This is a genomic window from Geodermatophilus sp. CPCC 205506 (genome assembly GCF_051383635.1).
Lineage (GTDB): Bacteria > Actinomycetota > Actinomycetes > Mycobacteriales > Geodermatophilaceae > Geodermatophilus.
In genome coordinates this window covers 34,109-51,668 of the sequence record NZ_JALPKP010000021.1, presented here as the reverse complement: position 1 = coordinate 51,668, position 17,560 = coordinate 34,109, and the positions used below count along the sequence as shown (strand labels likewise).

The 17,560-nt window shown below is 74.7% G+C and carries 15 protein-coding genes; 5 read left to right on the top strand and 10 right to left on the bottom strand.

Features of this window, described 5'->3' with window-relative positions; genetic code table 11:
• The first annotated feature begins 165 nt into the window (after nt 1–165).
• The gene (locus MY520_RS13745) at nt 166–1,746 is read left to right on the top strand and encodes an LCP family protein (protein ID WP_436692658.1); all 1,581 of its coding nucleotides are present in this window, start codon (nt 166–168) and stop codon (nt 1,744–1,746) included.
• Nucleotides 1,747–1,834: 88 nt separating this feature from the next.
• Here the strand turns inward: MY520_RS13745 and MY520_RS13740 are convergent, their stop codons facing one another.
• The 5 genes from MY520_RS13740 to MY520_RS13720 are packed head-to-tail and all read right to left on the bottom strand — an operon-like array spanning nt 1,835 to nt 6,629.
• Nucleotides 1,835–2,575, bottom strand: a complete 741-nt coding sequence (locus MY520_RS13740) for a glycosyltransferase family 2 protein (protein WP_436692657.1) — start codon at nt 2,573–2,575, stop codon at nt 1,835–1,837.
• Nucleotides 2,575–3,345 carry a glycosyltransferase family 2 protein gene (locus MY520_RS13735; RefSeq protein ID WP_436692656.1) on the bottom strand — a complete coding sequence of 257 codons (771 nt, stop codon included), beginning with the start codon at nt 3,343–3,345 and terminating at the stop codon, nt 2,575–2,577. Before MY520_RS13735 ends, MY520_RS13740 begins: the two co-directional genes overlap by 1 nt.
• Nucleotides 3,333–5,585 carry a lysylphosphatidylglycerol synthase domain-containing protein gene (locus tag MY520_RS13730; protein ID WP_436692655.1) on the bottom strand — a complete coding sequence of 751 codons (2,253 nt, stop codon included), beginning with the start codon at nt 5,583–5,585 and terminating at the stop codon, nt 3,333–3,335. The genes MY520_RS13735 and MY520_RS13730 overlap by 13 nt, the downstream gene beginning before the upstream one ends.
• Nucleotides 5,585–6,157, bottom strand: coding sequence for an HAD family hydrolase (locus MY520_RS13725; protein WP_436692654.1), 573 nt, complete (start codon nt 6,155–6,157; stop codon nt 5,585–5,587). Before MY520_RS13725 ends, MY520_RS13730 begins: the two co-directional genes overlap by 1 nt.
• A 28-nt stretch (nt 6,158–6,185) precedes the next feature.
• Nucleotides 6,186–6,629 carry a GtrA family protein gene (locus tag MY520_RS13720; protein ID WP_436692653.1) on the bottom strand — a complete coding sequence of 148 codons (444 nt, stop codon included), beginning with the start codon at nt 6,627–6,629 and terminating at the stop codon, nt 6,186–6,188.
• A 274-nt stretch (nt 6,630–6,903) separates the two neighbouring features.
• On the opposite strand from MY520_RS13720, the gene MY520_RS13715 reads away from it, so the two are divergent.
• On the top strand, nt 6,904–7,707 hold the full coding sequence (locus MY520_RS13715) for a TIGR03089 family protein (RefSeq protein ID WP_436692652.1): 804 nt from the start codon (nt 6,904–6,906) through the stop codon (nt 7,705–7,707).
• Nucleotides 7,708–7,759: 52 nt separating this feature from the next.
• Entirely contained in the window at nt 7,760–8,605 is an 846-nt protein-coding gene (locus MY520_RS13710; RefSeq protein WP_436692651.1) for a DUF1028 domain-containing protein, read from the top strand.
• Here MY520_RS13710 and MY520_RS13705 read toward each other — a convergent pair.
• Entirely contained in the window at nt 8,595–9,647 is a 1,053-nt protein-coding gene (locus MY520_RS13705; RefSeq protein WP_436692650.1) for a decaprenyl-phosphate phosphoribosyltransferase, read from the bottom strand. The genes MY520_RS13710 and MY520_RS13705 overlap by 11 nt on opposite strands.
• A 113-nt stretch (nt 9,648–9,760) precedes the next feature.
• The gene (locus MY520_RS13700) at nt 9,761–12,877 is read right to left on the bottom strand and encodes an arabinosyltransferase domain-containing protein (RefSeq protein ID WP_436692649.1); all 3,117 of its coding nucleotides are present in this window, start codon (nt 12,875–12,877) and stop codon (nt 9,761–9,763) included.
• A 216-nt stretch (nt 12,878–13,093) separates the two neighbouring features.
• Here MY520_RS13700 and MY520_RS13695 point away from each other — a divergent pair, with 216 nt between their 5' ends.
• On the top strand, nt 13,094–14,305 hold the full coding sequence (locus MY520_RS13695) for a hypothetical protein (protein WP_436692648.1): 1,212 nt from the start codon (nt 13,094–13,096) through the stop codon (nt 14,303–14,305).
• Nucleotides 14,302–15,417, top strand: coding sequence for a glycosyltransferase family 4 protein (locus tag MY520_RS13690; RefSeq protein WP_436692647.1), 1,116 nt, complete (start codon nt 14,302–14,304; stop codon nt 15,415–15,417). The genes MY520_RS13695 and MY520_RS13690 overlap by 4 nt, the downstream gene beginning before the upstream one ends.
• Here the strand turns inward: MY520_RS13690 and MY520_RS13685 are convergent.
• From MY520_RS13685 to MY520_RS13675, 3 genes are read right to left on the bottom strand one after another with little or no spacing between them, the layout of a single operon-like run.
• Nucleotides 15,378–16,415: an NAD(P)-dependent alcohol dehydrogenase gene (locus MY520_RS13685; RefSeq protein ID WP_436692646.1), complete on the bottom strand. Its 1,038-nt coding sequence runs from the start codon at nt 16,413–16,415 to the stop codon at nt 15,378–15,380. The genes MY520_RS13690 and MY520_RS13685 overlap by 40 nt on opposite strands.
• Nucleotides 16,412–17,155 (bottom strand): DUF4386 domain-containing protein, encoded by a 744-nt coding sequence (locus MY520_RS13680; protein WP_436692645.1) that lies wholly within the window; start codon nt 17,153–17,155, stop codon nt 16,412–16,414. Before MY520_RS13680 ends, MY520_RS13685 begins: the two co-directional genes overlap by 4 nt.
• On the bottom strand, nt 17,152–17,436 hold the full coding sequence (locus MY520_RS13675) for a hypothetical protein (RefSeq protein ID WP_436692644.1): 285 nt from the start codon (nt 17,434–17,436) through the stop codon (nt 17,152–17,154). The genes MY520_RS13680 and MY520_RS13675 overlap by 4 nt, the downstream gene beginning before the upstream one ends.
• Nucleotides 17,437–17,560: the final 124 nt, after the last annotated feature.

Sequence of the window (17,560 nt, the reverse complement as noted above, 5' to 3'; positions counted from 1 at the left end):
GTGTCGGACCCGGTCGGGCGACCGTCCGCGTGGCTACCCTGGCTGTCGCCGACCTGCGTCGGCGCCCTCCGGCCACACTCCCGCCGGCACCAGCCGGACCGGTCCTACAGCTGGAGCCGCTCCCAGAGTCCGCCGGCGCCGCCGCTCCCCGAAGTGAGGACACCCGTGAGCCGAGACCGCTCCGAGCAGGGCCCTGCTGGTCGCCCGCTCCCGCCGCGGCTCGACCCGCGCGCCGGGCGTCCGTCCCGTGCCCGCTCCTCCGCCGGCCGCGCCGAGGAGCGCCCGGCCGAGCGCGGTGACGCGGCCCGCGAGGCGACGCCGGGGCGCCGCGGACGCCGCGGACGCCGCGGGGCGATCGTCGCGCGGACGGTGGCCGGCCTGCTCTCCGCCGTCCTGCTCGCCGGGTCCGGCTGGGGCTGGTACCTGGGCCAGGTCGCCGAGGCCACCGTCAACCGCACCGACGCCATCCCGGCCTCGGGCAACGACGAGACCGGCGCGGCGCCCGAGGCCATGAACCTGCTCCTCGTCGGCAACGACAGCCGGGCCGACCTCACCCCCGAGCAGCTCGCCGAGCTGCAGGCCGGTGAGGACTCCGGCATCAACACCGACACGATGATCCTGGTGCACATCCCGGCCGACGGGTCCCGCGCGTCGTTCGTCTCCTTCCCGCGCGACTCCTACGTGGAGATCCCCGGCCACGGCTGGGAAAAGCTCAACGCCGCCTACGCCTACGGGTACGCCGACACCTCCGAGGAGGCGCCGGTCGACCAGCGGCAGGCCGGCGGGGCGCAGCTGCTCGTGCAGACGATCAGCCAGCTGACCGGCCTGCAGATCGACCACTACGCCGAGGTGGACCTGCTCGGCTTCTTCAACCTCAGCTCCGTCGTCGGCGGCGTCGAGGTCAACCTGTGCGAGCCCGTCGACGACTCGCGCTGGTCCGGTGCGGTGTTCCCGGCCGGCCAGCAGACGATCAGCGGCGCGGACGCGCTCAAGTTCGTCCGCCAGCGCCACGGTCTGCCCCGCGGCGACTTCGACCGCATCGTCCGGCAGCAGGTCTTCATCGCCGGCGTGCTGCGCAAGATGCTCTCCGACGAGGTCCTGCTCGACCTGGGCAAGCAGCGCGAGCTGGTCCAGGCCGCCTCCCAGTCGCTCACCGTCGACCAGGGCCTGGACCTGTTCCAGCTGGCCGAGCAGATGCAGTCGGTGACCGCCGGCAGCATCGAGTTCCAGACCATCCCCTACGTCGGCACCGACCGTGACGAGCAGGACCGGTCGATCATCCGGCTGGAGGACGAGGACGTCCTGCACGACTTCTTCGCCCAGCTCTCGGCCGAGCCCGAGGCCCCGGCGGAGCAGACCCCCGAGGCGCCCGCGACGGTCGCGCCGGCCGAGGTCTCCGTCGACGTCCTCAACGGCTCCGGGATCTCCGGGCTGGCCGCCGACGCGGCCACCGACCTGGAGGCCGGCGGGTTCGTCGTCGCGAGCACCGGCAACGCCGACTCCTCGGACTACGAGCAGACCATCGTCCGGTACGCCGCGGGCGACGAGGCGCTGGCCACCACGCTCGCCGGTGCGATCCCCGGCGCCGTCGCCGAGGCCAGCGAGGACGCCACCTCGGGCACCGTGCAGCTGGTCCTGGGTACGGACTTCAACGGCGTCGGCCAGGCCGTCACGCCGCCGGCACCGTCCGAGCCGGTGGAGGGCGAGGACGCCCGCACCGCGGCCGACACGACCTGCATCTACTGACCCTCGGCCGACGCCGACGCCGAGAGGGGCCCACCGCCGCGGCGGTGGGCCCCCCTCGGCGGATCTCAGGAGTGCGTGACCGGTGGCCTCACACGGGGGCGCCGGTTGCCTCGAAGGCGGCCAGCTCCTCCGGCGTCCCGAAACAGTAGAAGTCCCCCCGCACGAGGCCCACCCGGTGCCCCGACGCGATGAGCTCGTTGAAGACCAGCGACACGTAGTACTCGGGCATCGCCGCCCCGATCTGCTTGTCCATGAGGCGGTCCGCCGCGTCGAGGAAGACCTGGGCGCGGGGGAAGGAGTAGACGCCCATCAGCGCGTCGGAGGAGATGGCCTGCTTCTCCGCGGTCCGGACGACGAGACCGTCGGGCCCGACCTCGGCGAAGCTGTACCGCGGCTCGGTGGAGGCGAAGGAGAGGAGGAGGCCGTCGACGTCCTGCCCCTCGACCGCCGTCTGGAGAGCACGGAAGTAACCGGGGCTGTCGAAGGCGATGTCGCAGTCCATGATGACCAGCGGCTGATCGGGGTCGAGCCGGCTGCGTGCCTCCAGGCACGTCTCGACCGCGCCGCGGGTGTCGTGGTCGAGCAGGACGATGGACGCCGAGGACTCGACCGCCAGGACCCGCTGGGCCAAGCCGAACTCGCGGTCGTCGTCCTCCCGGACCACGACGGTGACGCTCTTCTCCCCCGCCCACGGCTCGAAGGAGCGCAGCGCGCGCTGGAACATCGGCACGCCCTGCACCTCGATGAGGGGCTTGGGAGTGGTGACGCCGACCTTGCGGAACCGTGTCCCGAGTCCGCCCATCGGCATGAGCACCTGCAGGGTGGTCATCACTGCACCTCGTCCCACTCGTAGTCCCGCGGCTCGGCCGGCGGCTCGGACGTTCGCCGGCCCAGCCGCCACAGCGCCAGGTTGCGCAGCGCCGTCCGGAAGATGTTCCAGTTGCGCGCGTTGGACACCTGGTCCTCCTCGCGCCAGGTGATCGGGACGAAGGTGAAACGCACCTTCCGCCGCACCAGGTCGAGGATCAGCTCGTAGTTGAACGTCAGCTTGTCGGCGAAGCCGAGGTAGGTCGCCGGGTCGAGGTCGCGCAGTGCGAAGAGGTTCAGGCCGGAGCCGAGATCCTGCAGGGGGCGCAGGGCCACCGCGCTGTACACGGCGTTGAGCACCCGGTTTCCCCAGACCCGCTTGGCGTCGTAGCCGTGCAGCCGCGAGCGGCGGCTGAACCGCGAGCCGAGGACGGTCTGCGTCTCCGGGTGCGCCTCGGCGTGGTCCAGCAGCAGCGTGACCTCGTCGCTCTTGGCCTGGTTGTCGCCGTGCAGGATCACGACGTGGGTGTGCCCCGCCGCACGGGCGTGCTCGAAGGCGACCTTGTGCGTGCCGCCGAGGCTGTTGTTCTGCCGGTTGAGGAACACCCGGAGGTTCGGCAGCCGGCCACTGCGCTTGTACTCCAGCGCCCGCTCGAGCGTGTCGTCGGTGCTGCGGTTGTCGATCACCCAGATCTCACGGAGCCGGTGGGCCACCTCGGGGCTGATCTCGTCGAGCACCCGGCCGATCTGCGGTGCGCAGTTGTAGGCCGGGATGGCGATCACGGCGTCCACGGGGTCAGTACCTGGCCTCTCATCGCGGGCTCGGCGGGCACCTCGGACTCGAGGGGCTCGCTGCTGAAGATGTCGGGCTGCTCGTCCCGGACGGGCAGCTCGTACTGGTCGAGGAACCGGTTGAGCGCCAGGACGCACACCCCGTAGTACTTCAGGGCGGTCGCCGGGTTGATGACGATCCGGTGCGTGAGCATCCGGCCGTAGAAGAGCCCGATGTGGAAGAGCACCGCCCGTTGCTCGGCGGGTGTGAGGTGCCGCGTCATCACCTGGGCGCTGATGTAGTCGGCGAGCTCGGCGTAGCGGGCCGAGCGGTGGTCCCGGTACACGATCTCGGGCATCCCGTCGCGGTTGCCGAGCCGGACCGGCGCCTCGTCCTCGTTGAGGAACTCGTAGCCGTACAGCAGGGACTGCATGTGCCGAGCGAAGTCGATGACCGGACCCCGGACCTGGTTGTCGTCCGACGGATCGATCACGAGGACCCGCCGGGTGTCCAGATCGACCAGCACGTTGTCCACGGTCAGGTCGCCGTGGATGTTGGTGGAGGTCCGGTAGGTGGCCAGGTCGCGCCAGGCCTCCTCGTGGGCACGGATGCGGTCGATCACCCGGTCGAAGTTGTCGACCTCACGACCGTTCACGAAGATGCGGTCGGCCTTCATGGCCTCCGCCAGGTCGGGGTCGGAGTCGGCGGCCGCCCGGACGCGCAGCACCAGCCGCTCGGCGACGTAGTCCTCGAGCAGTTCGGTGTGCTCCTCCAGCGGCCCGAGCGCGTACACCTCGTCGTACATGTACTGCCACACCTCGGCCAGCATCGCCGCCCCCTGGGAGAAGGGGTTGCCGTGCACGTAGTCGAACAACGGGACCGAGTTCGGCCGGTACTCGAGGTCGATGGCGTAGTGGTCCTCGGCGTGCTGCTCGCGCAGCACCGTGACCAGCCGGGCGTGGTCTGCGCGCTCGGCCAGCCAGTCGTGCTGGTTCTTCAGCCGGTGCGCGTACTCCGGCGGCACCATCTTCTTCACGAAGGTCTCCCCGCCGGAGGTGGCGAGGATGGTGACGGCGTTCGAGCCGCCCTTGAAGAAGCGGACCAGGCTGACGTTTCCGTTCACCTCGAGCCGGTGCAGCACCTGGCTGAGGTGCTGGCCCTGGAAGTACGCGTCCAGGAAGTGGGTCATCGCGCCGGAGATGTCCTGGTCGCGGCCGAGCTTGTTGACGTACCGGTCGGCCGGGCTCAGCTCGGCACCGGTCAGCGGGGCGCTGGTGCGCCGGGCCCAGTTCACGAACAGGGCGACGACGGCGACGACCAGGACGGGGACGGTGACCACCGCCCAGGTGGCCGTGGCGAAGAGGAGCACCGCTTCGCCGTCCAGGCCGCGCCCGTCCCCGAGGAAGCCGGCCACGCCCTCGGTGTACGCGCCCGGGGCGCCGTTGCCGAGAGCCGGGCTGCTGACGGCCGACGGAGCGGCGGTCGCCGCGGCCCCGTCCCGCCAGCCCAGCAACGGGAAGACGGCGAGGGCGACCAGCAGGGCCGCGCCGGCGTAGCAGACCCACGAGGCGAGCGCGAGGCCGACGTACCGGACCAGCTGGCGGCGCTGCCGGAAGAAGCGCTGGAACCCGAAGATGACCGACCACAGCTTGAACCGGGCGCGGTTCTCCAGCTTGGTGTTGAGCAGGGCGGTGCCGCGCCACGCCAGCCGCATCAGCAGCGCGTTCTCGCGGACCAGCAGCGCGAACGCGGTGATCGCGGCCGCGGAGACCAGCAGCGCGACCAGGGCCACCGAGAGCACCCCGCCCAGCGGGATGTCGGCGAGCGCCGCCACGACGAGCAGAGCGCCGGCGACCAGGACGACGTCCAGCAGCCGCTCGAGGACGACGGCCAGGAGGGTGTACAGGAAGCTGATCCGCAGCGTCCTGGCGATGAGGAAGGCGCGGACGACCTCGCCGAGCCGCAGCGGCCACACGAGGCTGAACAGGTAGCCGATCGACAGGTGCCGGAACTGGCCGGCCAGGCTGCCGCGGCGGACGTTGTCGATCGGGACCTTCGTGCGGGCCGCGCGCAGCACGTGCCCACCCAGCTGGACGACGCAGGCGACGCCGAGCACCGCCCAGTCGCCGCCGGAGAGTCCGTCGGCCAGGCGGGCGGCGCCCGCCACGAGCGAGGGCCACGTGGAGGCCACGAACACGGCCAGGGACGCGAGGGCGAGCCCGATGAGGACGAGACGGCCCCGGGAGTAGCGATGGACCATCAGAAGTGCGGCACCTCGAGCACCGCGAGCCCGGCGGCCAGCGCCGCGTCGCGGCCGGTCGCGGAGTCTTCGAAAGCCAGCCCCTCCGCCGCCTCGACGCCGAGCAGTGACAGCGCCTTGAGGTAGCCCTCGGGGTCGGGCTTGCTGCGCGACACGTCGTCGCCCCAGACCACCACGTCGAACAGCTCCCGCAGGCCGTGAGCCCGCAGGATCTGCTCACCGTTGGCGGACTTGGCCGTGCTCACCAGCGCGGTGCGGTGGGTCGGGGCGGCCAGCCGGAGGAAGGCGATCAGCGCTGCGTTGGCGGTGGTGCGGTCGAGCAGATCCGCGTAGAGCGTGCTCTTGGCCGCGCGGATGGTGTCCACGGCCGTGCGGTCGACGCCCGGCAGCAGGTCGGGGATGAAGTCCCGGGAGTCACGGCCCCACGTGGTGGCGAACTGCTCCGGCGTCAGGTCGTGCCCGGAGGCGGCGAAGGCGGCGCGGTAGGCCTCGTAGTTGGCCTCACGCGTGTCGACGAGGGTGCCGTCGAGGTCGAACAGCAGTGCGCGAACGGTCCCGGCGGTCGGTGCCATGGCTCCAGGCCCCCCAGTGGTCGGTTGTTCAGACATCGGCGCGGTCCCGCACGGGCGCGGCGTCCACGGAGGTCGCGGACGCGCCCTTCGAGCCCCGGAACAGCAGCTTGCTGGCGAGGAAGTTCGCCCCGAAGGAGGCCGGCAACGAGAGCAGCTTGCAGAGGAACGGCGACCAGCCGGTGCCGCCGTGGAGCACCTCGATGAGCACGGAGAAGAGCAGGATCGAGGTGACGTACCAGCCGACGAACAGCAGGAAGGACGAACGCGTGCGGCCGGTGCGGAACGCGTACTTGGTGACGAAGAGGTACACGACGACGACGGCGCACCCGGCACTGACGATGTTGGCCAGCCACGGGGCAGCGCCCAGCCACACCGACGTCTGGAACAGCGTCAGGTCGACGAGCAGGCCCAGGCACGAGCCCAGGAGGAACCGGACGAGCTGGTGCAGCGTCGACCGCGTTCGCGGGCTCACCGCAGCACCCGCCGGCCGGTCGGCTGCACCTGGGCGGCGCCGGGGAACGGCGGGGAGTCGGCGAATACCGGCTCGTGGAGGTGGCTGGTCACAGGTCTGCGGTCTCTTCTCCGATGCGGGCGGCGCTCGGCGTCCGCACGCGACGACCGCCTCGGGTCGTCGTCGGGCATGGTCGCGCGCGGCGGCACGCATGGGTGGGCTTCGGTCATCGACTGTAACCGCAGAACCGTGGTGCCGACGGGGGGTCCGGACGATCCGGTGCCACCCTCTCCCCATGGACCACAACCGACCCGCCACCCCCGGGGACCTGCTCGCGGCCACGCTGCGGCGGGATGCCGCAGCGCCGCTGGTCACCTTCTACGACGACGGGACCGGCGACCGGGTGGAGCTCTCGGCCACCACGCTGGCCAACTGGGTCGCCAAGACCGCCAACCTGCTCCAGGACGAGTTCGACGTCACGGCGGGCAGCACGGTCGCAGTGGCGCTCCCGGTGCACTGGCAGACCGCCGCGGTGCTGCTGGCGGTGTGGAGCTGCGGCGCGACCGTCCTCGACACCGCGGCGGAGGACGACGGCCGGCTCGACGGCGTCGACGTCGTCCTCGCCGCCCAGGACCGGCTGGCGCCGCTGGAGGAGCAGGACCTCCCCGAGCTGCTGGGCCTCTCCCTGCACCCGCTGGGGATGGGCATGGCCGGCTACGCCGGCCCGGCGCGGGACTTCGCCCTGGAGGTCCGGGCGCACGGCGACGTCTTCACCGCCTGGCAGCCGCCCGACCCGGGCGCGCCCGGCCTCCTGGTGGGCGGGCTGGAGCTGACCCTCGGCGGGCTGGCCGGCACCGCGGCGGAGCTGGCCGACCGGCTGGGGATCGCCGAAGGCGACCGGGTGCTGGTCGACGACGTCGTCGCCGCCGAGGCCGGCCCGGTGGCGTGGCTCCTGGCCCCGCTGGCCGCCGGCGCCTCGATCGTGCTGGTCCGCTCCGCCGACCCGGGCCAGCTGCCGGGCCGGGCGTCCGCCGAGCGGGTCACGGCTACGCTCGGACGCACGATCGACGGCGTCCGCGAGCTGGGCCGTCCCTCCTGAGACGTGGCCGCCCGGCCGGCCACGACCCATCGCGCGCCGGCGAGGAGCTCCCGTGACCTTCTCGGTTCTCGCCCGCGACCCGGCCACGGGGCACCTCGGCATCGCGGTCTCCTCCTGCATCCTGGCCGTGGGCCGTGCCGTGCCAACCGCGCGGCCGGGCGTGGGCGTGGTCGCCGTCCAGGCGCGCAGCCGGCGCGGGCTGGGGCCCTCCCTGCTCCAGGGACTCGAGGAGGGGGCGACCCCGGCCGAGCTGGTCCGGGCCGCCGCGCACGCCGCCGAGGACGTGGACCGGCAGATCGCCGTCCTGGACACCGGCGGCGCCGTGGCCGCCGACACCGGGCGCGGCTCGTTCCCGGTGAGCGGGCACCTCGTCGGCGACGGGATGAGCGTCCAGGGCAACATGCTGGCCTCCACCGACGTGCTGCCGGCCATGGTGCGGGCCTGGGACGCCACGACCGGGGACCTCGCCGACCGGTTGCTCGCCGCGCTCGCCGCCGGGCAGGACGCCGGCGGCGACCTGCGCGGCCGGCAGTCCGCCGCGCTCCTGGTGGTCGGCGGGACGCCGGCCACCGAGGAGGACGACGGGGTCCGGGTGGACCTGCGGGTGGACGACTCCGCCGACCCGGTCGCCCAGCTCCGGATGCTGCGCAACCTGCAGCGCGCCTACGACGAGCGGGACTACGAGCACCTCGCCCTGTTCGCGCCGGAGGGTGCCCGCGACCTCTACGCCGCCCTCGCCGCCTCGCGACGCGGCGACCGGGCGGCCGCCCGGGCCGCGCTGGAGGCGATGCGGTCCCGGCCGGGCTGGTCGGCGTGGCTGGCGGCGATGGCCGGCGACGCCCGGCTGGCGGCGGTGTCCCGGCTGCTCGACGGCGCCGGCCCGGACGTCAGGTGCTGAGCACGCTGGCGCCCACGCACAGGCCCCAGACCAGGCCGAGGACGAGCAGCACCTTGTCGCGCAGCACGATGTCCTCGGGTGCCCCGGCGTCGCCCCGGTCGACGTCGACCGCGTAGCGCAGCAGGGCGAGCACGAAGGGGGCGATCGAGATGGTGGTCCAGGCGATGCCGTCGTCGGCCCGCATCTCGAAGGCCCAGAAGCTGTAGGTCGTGCACGCCACGCCGGCCGAGAGACTCCAGACGAAGCGCAGGTAGCTCGCCGAGTACTCGCGCAGCGCCCGCCGGGTCTCCCCCTGCTCCCCCAGGGCCACCAGCTCCGCGTAGCGCTTCCCCGCCACCATGAACAGCGCGCCGAAGGCGGACACGAGGATGAACCACTGCGAGACCGCGATCCCCGCGGCCGCGCCGCCGGCCACGCCGCGCAGCACGAAGCCCGACGCCACGGCGGCCAGGTCGACGACCGGCTGGTCCTTGAGCCAGAAGCTGTAGGCCACCGAGATGGCGACGTAGCAGGCCAGCACCCCGGCCAGCTGCCAGCGGGTGAGAAGGGCCGCGCCGGTCAGGGCGACGACGAGCAGCACCACCCCGGCGACCACCGCCACCGGGACCGGCACCGCCCCGGAGGCCACCGGGCGGAACCGCTTGCGCGGGTGCCGGCGGTCCTGCTCGACGTCACGGACGTCGTTGAGCAGGTAGATGCCGCTGGCGGCCAGGCAGAACACCACGAACGCGAGCGCGGTGGCGCGCAGCACCGACGGCTGGAACAGCGTGCCGGCGGCCAGGGGGACGGCGAGGACCAGCACGTTCTTCGTCCACTGCCGCGGTCGCATGGTGCGCAGGACGCCGAGGGCCACGGCGCCGGCGCCGCCCCGCCGCGCACCGGCGGCCGGCGCGGCGGTCCCCGGCTCCGCAGGCTCCACGGCGGGCGGGACGGTGCCCGGCTCCGCGGGCTCCGCGGCGGTCACCGTGGGCAGGTCGGCCACGACGTTGTCGGCGAACACCGCCCGCACCGTGGCGTTGCGCCGTTCGTCCTCGACGTCCATCCCACCTCCTCCGGGCTCATGCCGCACGCAGGGGTGGCCCCCGGCTCCTCCGGCCGGCCGGCCGAACTGATGTGTAGTCCACGGTAACCGGCCCCGGGAGACAACCCCTGCGATCAGGGAGCCGGGGCACCCGTCCAGCCGGGCACGACCACACGGGTGGGTGACAGGTCGTAGCCGCGCTCGGGGTGGGGCACGCCGAACCGGTAGACCTGCACGTCGCGGATCTCCGGGTGGCCGCGGATGACGGTGTCGAGCTCGGTGACCGACGAGGTGCGCTGCACGGGCGCGAACAGCCCGCCGCGGGCGACCGCCCAGGTGTTGTCGGCCAGACCGTCGCCGTCGGCCCCGAAGCGCCAGAGCACCCCGTACTCCGCGGGCTCGGTGATCCCGTACCGGACCACCGGCTGGCGCTGGCACGGGAAGGCGAAGGCGAACTGCCAGGCGACGGCGACCGCGGCGTCCTCGGGGAGGTACGCCGACAGCGGCACCCGTGGCAGCACCGAGGGCCCGGTGAACGCCAGCCACCCGCCGGTCCCGCCGCTGCGGTCCTCGGCCACCAGGCGGAGGAGCGCGGCGTCGCCCGCCGGCCCGGCGTCGAGCACGAAGGTGCGCCAGCGCGGCGCGTCCTGGCGGTCGGTGAGCTCCTGGGTGGCCACGACCTCGCCGTCCGCGCGGGCGTACTCCACGCGCAGCTCGTTGCCCACGGTCAGCCGCCCGGCGGCGAGCACGGCCAGCGCCTCGTCGTCGCCCGTGGCCGGGACGGCGAACCACGGCGTCACCTGCTCGCCGGTCGCGTCCTCTCCCCCGCCGTCCGGCAGGCTGCCCCACGCGTACCGGGCCACCCCGGTCCCCGGCGCGGCCGGCGGCGGGCCGGGCGCGAACCAGCCGCCGCCCGGGACGAAGTCCCCGGGCCCGGGCGCCTCCGGTGCCGCCGCGTCCGGCTCCAGCGGCCGGGCAGCGGACACGTCGAGGACGTCGATCCCGCCGGCGGCGCCGCAACCCTCGGCCGACGGGTCGGTCAGCGAGTCCGCCCAGGGCGACCAGGGCAGGCCGTCGAGCGTCCGCAGGGTGGCCACGGCGAAGCTGCCGAGCAGGTGCCCGACCGAGACGGCCAGGAACACCAGGACGAGCACCGGCACCGCGACCGGCCACCCCCACCCGGTGCGCCGTCTCCGCCCCACCAGCCGGACGGCCAGCAGCACGACGACGGCGACCGCCGTCCAGGTGGCCAGGCTGCCCAGGACGACCGGCCCGACGAACGGCGGTTCCCCGGGGTGCGGCATCCCGGGCAGCCACGTGTAGGGCCAGCTGTTGGGCCCGTGCAGGGCCAGTGCGGCCACCACGACCGCGGAGCCCACCGCGAGCACCGGCGTCACCGGGGAGGCCGCCGTCTCCCGGAGCAGGCGGCGGACCAGCACCGGGGCCGACACGAGGAAGAGGGCGAGGAAGAGCGGTCCCAGGCCGGACAGGGCGCCGAAGTGGTGGGTCCACTTGCTCGGGGTGAGCCAGAGCAGCAGCAGCGCCGCGGCCAGCGACTGCCCGGCCAGCAGCAGCGTCGCCGGGATCCGCAGCCCGGAGGCCCGGGCGGCGACCGACAGGACGAGGAACCACAGCAGCGCCGCGATCCCGGCCAGCACCGCCGCGCGGCGGGCGTAGGACCCCATCGGGATCTCGTTGAGCAGGAAGCCGTAGCGCTGCCACTCGTCGTACCAGGAGTTCTGCTCCTGGATGGACAGGAAGATCTCCTGACCGCGCCGGAAGTCGTACAGCGACCCGTCGGCGAAGGCGGCCACCGCCGCGAACGCCCCGGGTGCCAGCAGCAGCGCCACCCGCGCCGCCACCCCCGAGCCGGCGGCGTCCTCCCGCACCAGCCGCGCCAGCCGCGGCAGGGCGGCCACCAGCGGGGCCAGCGCGACGAAGCCCGTCGGATGGCCCGCCACCGCCAGGCCCGCGGCCCCGACGGCGAGCGCGACCGGCAGCAGCCGCCGGCGCCGCAGGCCGGCGAGGATCCCGGCCAGGACAGCGAGGGCGAGCACGCCGACGACCGCCTCGGGCCGGACCCCCATGCCGTAGGGCAGCCACCAGGCCAGGAAGACCGTGGCGAGGACGACGACGGTCACCGCGCCGCCCCACCGCGCGCCGGCGACCGCGGCGGGCAGCGCGCCCGGGCGGGTCGTGAGCCGGCGCAGCAGCACCCAGGTGGCCAGGCCGCAGACCAGCGCGGGCACCCGCAGCAGCGCCGGGCTGTCGCCGAGTTCCTGCCACCAGCCGAGGAACCGGTAGAACCAGGTGAACGGCGTGAAGGACTGGTTGAGCAGCTGGTAGTAGTTGCCGACGAACCCCTCCTGCTCGGCGTTGCGGGCCATCGCGGCGTAGTAGCCGTCGTCGTCCGACAGCGGCGCGAGGAAGAGCCAGAGCACCGCCGTCGCGACGACGACGACGTCGACCGCCGCGGACAGCACGCGGGCCGCCGGCGCCGGCTTCCCGCCGCCGGACCGGGAGGTGTCCGGGCGCACGGGCGCGCGCCGGCGGTCGGCCCGCCACAGCGCGACCAGCGAACCGGCGGCGGCGAGCAGCGCGAGCGCAACCAGCACCTGCTTGAGCCGCGTCGGCGTGGTGTTGAACTGGTTGTCGACGGTCAGCTCGACGCGCAGGTCGCCGTCCGAGGGCAGCGCGGTCAGGCTCGTGGCGAGGACGTCGACGTCGGGCAGCGCGTCCGCCCCGCCCGCCGCGGCGGCGACCTCACGGCCGTCGCGCTCGAGGACCAGGCCGCCGGCGTCCCCGGTGACCCGGTACGCGCAGTCGCCGGCGGCGACTGGCTCGTCGAGGAGCTCCTGGCCGCGGTCGAGGACGGCCAGCCGGCCGTCGCGGGCGGTGACGAGCAGGCCGTCGGTGCGGGCCGCCGGGTGCCCGGGCTCCAGCGTGGAGACGAGGACCCCGTCGGGGGTCGCCGCGGCCGCCCGCACCGCCGCGCAGCTGAAGGAGACGTCGACGGCCAGCGGCTGCTGGTTGGTCAGCTCGAGCATCGTGGACGCCGGCCGCGCCGGGTCCTGCGGCCAGCTGACCGTGGGCACGCTCATCTCGACCGGCGCGAGCGGCAGCGCCACCGAGCAGGCGATGGCGACCAGCGCCAGCAGCAGCGGGAGGACCCGCCGCACCCGGCCGCCACGGGACACCGACGGGCGGTCGGTGACGTCGGGACCGGCGGGCACCCGGTCGACGACGTCCAACCCAGTCCCCCTCCACCGCCGACCGTCCTGGCCGGGCGTCAGTCAACACGGTCGGGGCGGAACCCGTCACGCGGCCGTCGCCCGATACGGTCCCTGCGTGCGACTGCGGACCGCTCCCGGCGAGCCCTCGCCGGGAGCCGCGCACTGAGCGCCACCGAGCGCCGGAGGCTGGCGCCCGCGCTGAGCTGGGTCGCGCTCAGCGTCGTCGTCTCCGGTGTGCTCACCTACGGCTACCTCGCGCTCGTCGCGCGCAGCCTGCCCGCCGACGAGTACGGGTGGTTCGGCGCCTACTGGTCGCTGGCGCTGGTCGTCGGCTTCGGCGTCTTCCTCCCGCTCGAGCTCGAGGTGACCCGGCTGGTGCACCGTGCGGGCGGGGGCGGACTCCCGGCCGGGGCGGGCACGGCCTGCGCCGTGCTCACCGGGGCCAGCCTGGCAGCGGTCCTGCTCGCCGGCCCGCTGCTGCTGCCGGCGCTGGGCGGGCACCGCGGTCTCCTGCTGGCCCTCGGTGCGGTCTGCGTCGTCTCCGCCGGGCAGTTCCTGCTGCGCGGGCTGCTGCTGGGCAACGGGCGGTACGGCACCCACGGCACCGTCCTGCTCACCGACGCGGCCGCGCGGGTGGCCGGCGCGGCCGCCGTCGCGGCACTGGTGGGACCGGCCGACGCGACGGCGTTCGGCTGGACCCTGGTCGCCGCGCTCGTCCTGGCACACCTGCCGCTGCTCGGCTGGCTGGCCCTCCGGCCCCGACCCGCGCCGCCTCCCGGGGCCCGCGCCGAGCGCCTCCGGCTGCCCGCCGTCGGCCACCTCGCGATCGGCACCCTCTGCGCCCAGGCGCTGCTCAACGCCGCGCCGGTGCTGGTCACCGGCACCGCCGGGCCCGGGGAGGCGGCCGCGGCCGCCGCGTTCGTGGCCGCCTTCACCCTGGTGCGGCTGCCGCTGTTCGTCGCCGTGCCGCTGCAGAGCGCGCTCCTGCCGACGCTCACCGACGTCGCCGCCCGCCCCGAGCCGGGCCCACGGCGGCGGATGCTGGGCGGGTTGCTCGCCGGGACGGCCGCGCTGGCCGCGGTCGCCGGAGTGGTCGGCGCGCTGGCCGGACCGCCCGCGGTCGCCCTCGTGTTCGGCGAGCGCTACGCGGTGGCGGCCGACGTCGTCGCCGTCCTCGCGGTCGGCAGCGTGCTGCACCTGGGCCTGCTGGTCTGCAGCCAGGCCGTGGTGGCCGCCGGGCGGCACCGCGACAGCGCCCTCGCCTGGGCCAGCGGGCTGGTGGTGGCCGCCGGGGTCGCCGCGCTCGTCCCCGGCGCCTCGGCGCGCGGGGCGTGGGCGTTCGCCGTCGGGACGGCGGCGGCGCTGGCCTGGTGCACCGTCGCCCTGTTCCACCACCGGCCGCAGCCGGCGCCGGCGGCCGCCCGAACCGGAGGAGGGACCCCGTGACCCGGCTCGACGTCCTGGTGTCGCTCGACTACTACGCGCCCTACGTCAGCGGCCTGACCAACGTGGCCCGAGACGTGGCGGTCGGGCTCGCCGCCCGCGGCCACCGGGTGCGCGTGGTGACCAGCCGGCACGACCCGTCGCTGCCCGAGCACGAGGTGCTCGACGGCGTGGAGGTCGAGCGGGCCCCGGTCCTGGCCCGGGTGGGCAAGGGGGTGATCTCCCCGGCCCTGGTCCGGCGGACGCGGGCCGCGGCCGCATCGGCCTCGGTGGTCAACCTGCACCTGCCCATGCCGGAGGCCGGCCTGCTCACCGGCGTCCGCACCCCGCTGGTGACCACCTACCACTGCGACGTGAGCCTGCCGCCGGGGCTGGTCAACCGGGTGCAGACCGCCGGCGTCGACGCCGCCAGCCGGCGCGCCCTGCGGCGGTCGCACCGGGTGGTGGTGTCCAGCGACGACTACGCCCGGCACAGCCGGCTGTGGCCGGCGATGTCCGACCGCACCGCCGTCATCCCCCCGCCGTGCCGGCCGCGCACGGGCGGGGTCCCCCGGTTCCGGGACGGCGACGGCCCGCACATCGGGTTCCTCGGCCGGATCGTCGAGGAGAAGGGCCTGCAGTACCTGGTCCGCGCCGTGCGCGCGCTGCCCGACCCCACCCTCCGGCTGCTCGTCGGCGGCGACTTCGCCGGGGTGGTCGGCGGCTCGGTGGTGGACGAGGTGCGCCGGCTGGCCGGCGAGGACCCGCGGATCCGGCTGCTCGGCTTCCTCCCCGAGGAGCAGATCCCCGACCTCTACGCCTCGCTGGACGTCTTCGCGCTGCCGTCGGTGAACGCGTTCGAGGCGTTCGGCATCGTGCAGGTGGAGGCGATGATGAGCGGGGTGCCGGTGCTGGCCAGCGACCTGCCGGGGGTCCGGACGCCGGTGCAGGAGACCGGTTTCGGGGTCGTCGTCCCCCCGCGGGACGTCGCGGCGCTGACCGCCGCGCTGGCGCAGCTGGCCGCGGCGCCCCCGGACCGGGCCCGCGGTTCGGCCCGCGCCCGGGAGCGGTACGCGTTCTCGACGGTCCTCGACGCCTACGAGTCCGTGTTCGCCGAGGCCGCCGGGCTGCCCTGAGCCGGCGTGCTCCTCGCGGGCCCGCCGGCGGCGATGCGGACGACGACGTTGCCCCGCTTGCGACCCGTGTCGACGTAGCGGTGCGCCTCGGCGATGTCGGCCAGGTCGTAGGTGCGGTCGCGGACCGCCCGGTAGGAGCCGGCCTCGGCGAGGTCGACCAGGAACGCCAGGTCCTCGGCGGTGGGCTTCCCGACGGTGGCGATGACGCGCTTCCCCGTCGTACGGCTGCGCCACGGTGCCCGCAGGATCCCCGGCAGATCGGCGATGACGAGCAGCAGCGCGCCGCCCGGGTCGAGCAGGTGCCCGACCCGCTCGAACGGCGCGTTGCCGACGCAGTCGACGATCACGTCGTAGCGGGCCGGCCCGGCGGCGAAGTCGTCGGTCGTGTGGTCGATCACCCGGTCGGCGCCCAGCGAGGTCACCAGGTCGCGGTTGCCGCCGCTGCAGACGCCGGTGACGTGTGCCCCGGCGTGCGTCGCGAGCTGCACCGCCGCCGTCCCGACCGCGCCCGACGCCCCGTTGACCAGCACCCTCGCACCCGGCGCGAGGTCGACCTGGTCCAGGAAGCCGCGGGCGGTGAGACCGCCGAAGACCAGCGTCACGGCGTCCTCGAACGTCATGGTCCGGGGCTTGAGGGCGATGGCGCCGTCCTGCCGCACCCGGGCGAACTCGGCGTGGCCGCCGAACTCCGCGCCGGGCATCGCGACGACCTCGTCGCCGGGCCGGAACCGGGTGACGCCGGCGCCGACCGCCTCGACGACGCCGGCGAGGTCCATGCCCAGCACGCGGCGCTTCGGCCGGAAGGCCCCGATGCCGGCCGCCGCGAGCAGCCCCAGCCCGCGCGGCACCTCGCGGCTGCGGGCCCGGTGGTCCGCAGCGCTGACGGTGCTCGCGCACACCCGGACGAGCACGTCGTCCGGGCGCACCGGCGGGCGCGGCAGCTGCTCGACCCGGACGTTCTCCGGGCCACCGAACCGGGAGTAGACCGCGGCCCTCATCGCACGGCCTGCTCGGACGGGAGGGCGGCGACGGCGGCGGGCCGGAAGCCCTTGACGGTGAGGTAGACGCCCAGCGAGAACTCCCAGATCGCGATCGGGAGCGCGGCGACGGCGATCGGGCCCAGCCGGTCGGCGACGCCGAAGAAGATCGCGATGTCGGCGGCGAGCAGCAGCGGGGCGCCGATCAGCCCCAGGGTGGGCAGGATGCGTGGCACGAGGCCGGACCGGTACAGGACGTAGCCCAGGCACAGCGCGTTGAAGACCGGCATGAGGCTCTGGCTGAGCAGGAACGTCCAGTCGTAGGTCGCGGTCAGGGTGGAGCCGACGGTGGCCAGGGACGCGGGATCCGCGTCGGCGCCGCCGGCGACGTCGTTGCGCAGGGTGACGAGCGTGAGCACGCTGACGACGCCGACGATGATGAGCGCGCCCTCCACCACGCGGGCGGTGACGAACCCGATGGCGGCCGTCTGGCTGACCCGCCTCGCCACCGGGAAGAAGACGACGGCCGTACCGATGCCGGCGAGGGCGACGACCACCTCGGAGAAGGCGCCCCACAGCACGCCGGTGTCGCTGCCGGCGCCCAGCACGAAGCCGGCGCCGTCCCGCACCGGCTGGAACACCATCAGGGTGGGCATCGACACGAACGTGAGCAGGTACAGGATGCCGGCGGCTCGGGAGGTCCGGCGCAGCGAGTCGGGCGACGGGCGGGTCGCTCCGGGGGTGTGGGCGGTGGTGGTCATGTCGCGGTCCTTCCGGGTCGTGCGGGAGTGGAGGTGGACGGCTGGTCCGGGCCGAGTCGGGTGACGGCGAGCAGCGGCAGGCCCAGGTCGCGGACCCTGCGCAGCAGGCCGTGCAGTGCCGCCTGGTCGACCACCGGACCGGTGAGGACGGTGCTGCCGTCACCGGCGCGGCTGAGGCTCATCCCGTCGAACCAGACGGCCCAGCGGGCCTCGAGGTGGCCCCCGAGACGGATCTCGTAGCGGCTCGGGTCGGAGGGGCCGCCGGTGGTCTGCGTCGTCATCGAGTCCCCCTGTCCGGTGTCGTCCTCGCACCGGCGTCCCGGCGTTCGTCGGTGCGGGACGAAACGTAGGGAGGAGGGTGGTGAGAGCGGATCACCACGTCTGGTGATCCGGGAGGGTGATCCG